Annotated in this window: 2 protein-coding genes and 1 pseudogene; all 3 read right to left on the bottom strand. The window is 34.5% G+C overall.

Going from position 1 to position 1924, the window contains the following annotated elements; translation table 11 throughout:
- Positions 1–167 precede the first annotated feature (167 nt).
- The 3 genes and pseudogenes from EAI80_RS12905 to EAI80_RS13670 all read right to left on the bottom strand — a co-directional run bounded on the left by EAI80_RS12905 (position 168) and on the right by EAI80_RS13670 (position 1775).
- Positions 168–848, bottom strand: a pseudogene (locus tag EAI80_RS12905) (GTP pyrophosphokinase family protein).
- 183 nt (positions 849–1031) lie between these two features.
- Positions 1032–1202 carry a helix-turn-helix domain-containing protein gene (locus tag EAI80_RS12900; RefSeq protein ID WP_008371604.1) on the bottom strand — a complete coding sequence of 57 codons (171 nt, stop codon included), beginning with the start codon at positions 1200–1202 and terminating at the stop codon, positions 1032–1034.
- Between the two features lie 177 nt (positions 1203–1379).
- Positions 1380–1775, bottom strand: coding sequence for a hypothetical protein (locus EAI80_RS13670; RefSeq protein ID WP_202976653.1), 396 nt, complete (start codon positions 1773–1775; stop codon positions 1380–1382).
- Between the last annotated feature and the right edge of the window lie 149 nt (positions 1776–1924).

Below are 1924 nucleotides of genomic sequence, written 5' to 3'. Positions count from 1 at the left end.
GAAAAAAATAAAAAGACCTCTCTGATTTTGAAATCAAAGAGGTTTTTGGCATTTGTTCGCTTAACTTAATACCATTGGCCGTTTTACCCCATTTTTTGTTTTTGCTTTGCCCTCTAAAGTATCTTGCTTCATATATATTCCACCTTCCTACTTGCTCAGTTTTCTGCCTAAATTTCATGAAACATACCAATTTTGTCTTTTATTCTCTGCATTTCATTATCCGCTTCAATGATAGATCTTGCAGAATGAAGTAATTATTCACTTATCTCATCATAATTAGACATTTCTTCAATTCCTTTTTTATAGCGAAGTTGATGTTCCAATGTTGCCCAGAAATCCATACCATTGGTTCGGATCTGTAATTCTACACGCATAGGTGTTTTACCCTTAGCAAAAAATACTGGTATTTCAACAATCATATGATAGCTTCGATAACCATTTGGTTTTGGATTTTTTATATAATCTTTTATTTCAATAACTTTAATATCATCCTGTTGGGTAATCAAATCTGATATCATATAAATATCGTCAATAAACGCACAAACTATTCGAACGCCTGCTACATCATTTAAATATGTCTGTATATTTTCTGTTGTAAAATCATGTCCCATTTTCTGCAATTTATTGTAAATACTATTGGGCTTCTTAATCCTTGTTTTTATAAAAGAAATAGGATTTCGATTGTTCTCAACTGAAAATTCATCATCCAAAACCTCAAGTTTAGTTTGTATCTCCCGAATAGCACAACGATACATCATCATTAAATTATAAAATTTTGTAGCATTATTTAAAAACTGTAGTGATTCCGGACTGTCCATCCAGAGTTTTTTTACTTCATCCTTTGTCATGGTACTTTCCTTTCTACTTCATCCCCGTATTCAAAACATTATTTATTTTGATAGTTGATTCGTTCTCCTTGAATTACTGGATAACAAGGCTAGGTATATCCAAGTCTTGTGAAGTGCACAAGCGCTGGAATCTTCACTCTGGAATCTTCTGGTCTTCCCATAAGCATTATAACCTCCAATACGTCATCTGTTTTTCTTTCGAGGATCTGTTGGCTTTACCGCATCTTTTGGTATTAGCCAAGTCTTTCCCTTTTTCTCTGCTCCAGGCACTCTTCCCTGGCTACATAAAAGAGAAATTCTTCTAGATGAAATTCCCCATATTTTTGACATTTCGATCGTTGTTATATAATCCATAATTTTCCTCCAAACGACACAACAAGCCTATTATAGGTATATTCTTTTATCGGAATAGTTTCAACCAAAATTAAGTTTTCTTCTAGGTTGTTTGATTTGTTATTGTTTTCTAAGATTTTCACAAAAACACCTGGTAAATAATCTTTTAAAATCATCTACCAGGCTTTATTGTTTATCTTACACCCAAATCAGCCCTCTCTCCAGCTTATCTTTTCCCTGCTTTTCCTGGATAATTTTCTTATTGATTTCCAAGCGTTCATGGATTGATGGTTTCTTCTCTTTTCCCGTCATTGCTCTCTTTTGTGCTACTGGCTTTCTTTCAGCTTTCCCTGCGTCCTTAACTGCTGTATTTGCTTCAACGCCGGCTCTTGACACAGCTTCTCTGCTCTCATTTTTCTCTGCCACCTGCTGTTCTCGTCTCTCCTTCACACCTTTTTCTTCCAGACTGCAAAAGCTCTGCAAATACGGCAGAACATGATTCTGCATATCCGTCAGATCTTCCATATACTTCTGATACTCTTCATTACCTTTTCCTTGCTGATAACTAATCCAGCTTTCATCTGTCAATTTCATTTCATTCTGCATCTTTAACTGACTGATTGGGGCTAGTATAAATTTAGTGCCAGTCAAATAGAGAAAATATCTAAAAAAAGAATTGAAAAACATTCGAAAGAATACTAGTCTGAAACATGAAAATAGAGGTGTTAAACATGTCAGAAAAT

The sequence above is a fragment of the Catenibacterium sp. co_0103 genome, assembly GCF_004168205.1.
Classification (GTDB): Bacteria; Bacillota_I; Bacilli_A; order Erysipelotrichales; family Coprobacillaceae; genus Catenibacterium; species Catenibacterium mitsuoka_A.
Note: the sequence above shows the minus strand (reverse complement) of the source record. Positions and strands in the feature narration are given on the sequence as shown.

Excerpts from the sequence above, each read along its gene's own strand:
- EAI80_RS12900 (WP_008371604.1), bottom strand. The coding sequence starts at position 1,202 with ATGGATTATATAACAACGATCGAAATGTCAAAAATATGGGGAATTTCA.
- EAI80_RS13670 (WP_202976653.1), bottom strand. The coding sequence starts at position 1,775 with ATGAAATTGACAGATGAAAGCTGGATTAGTTATCAGCAAGGAAAAGGT.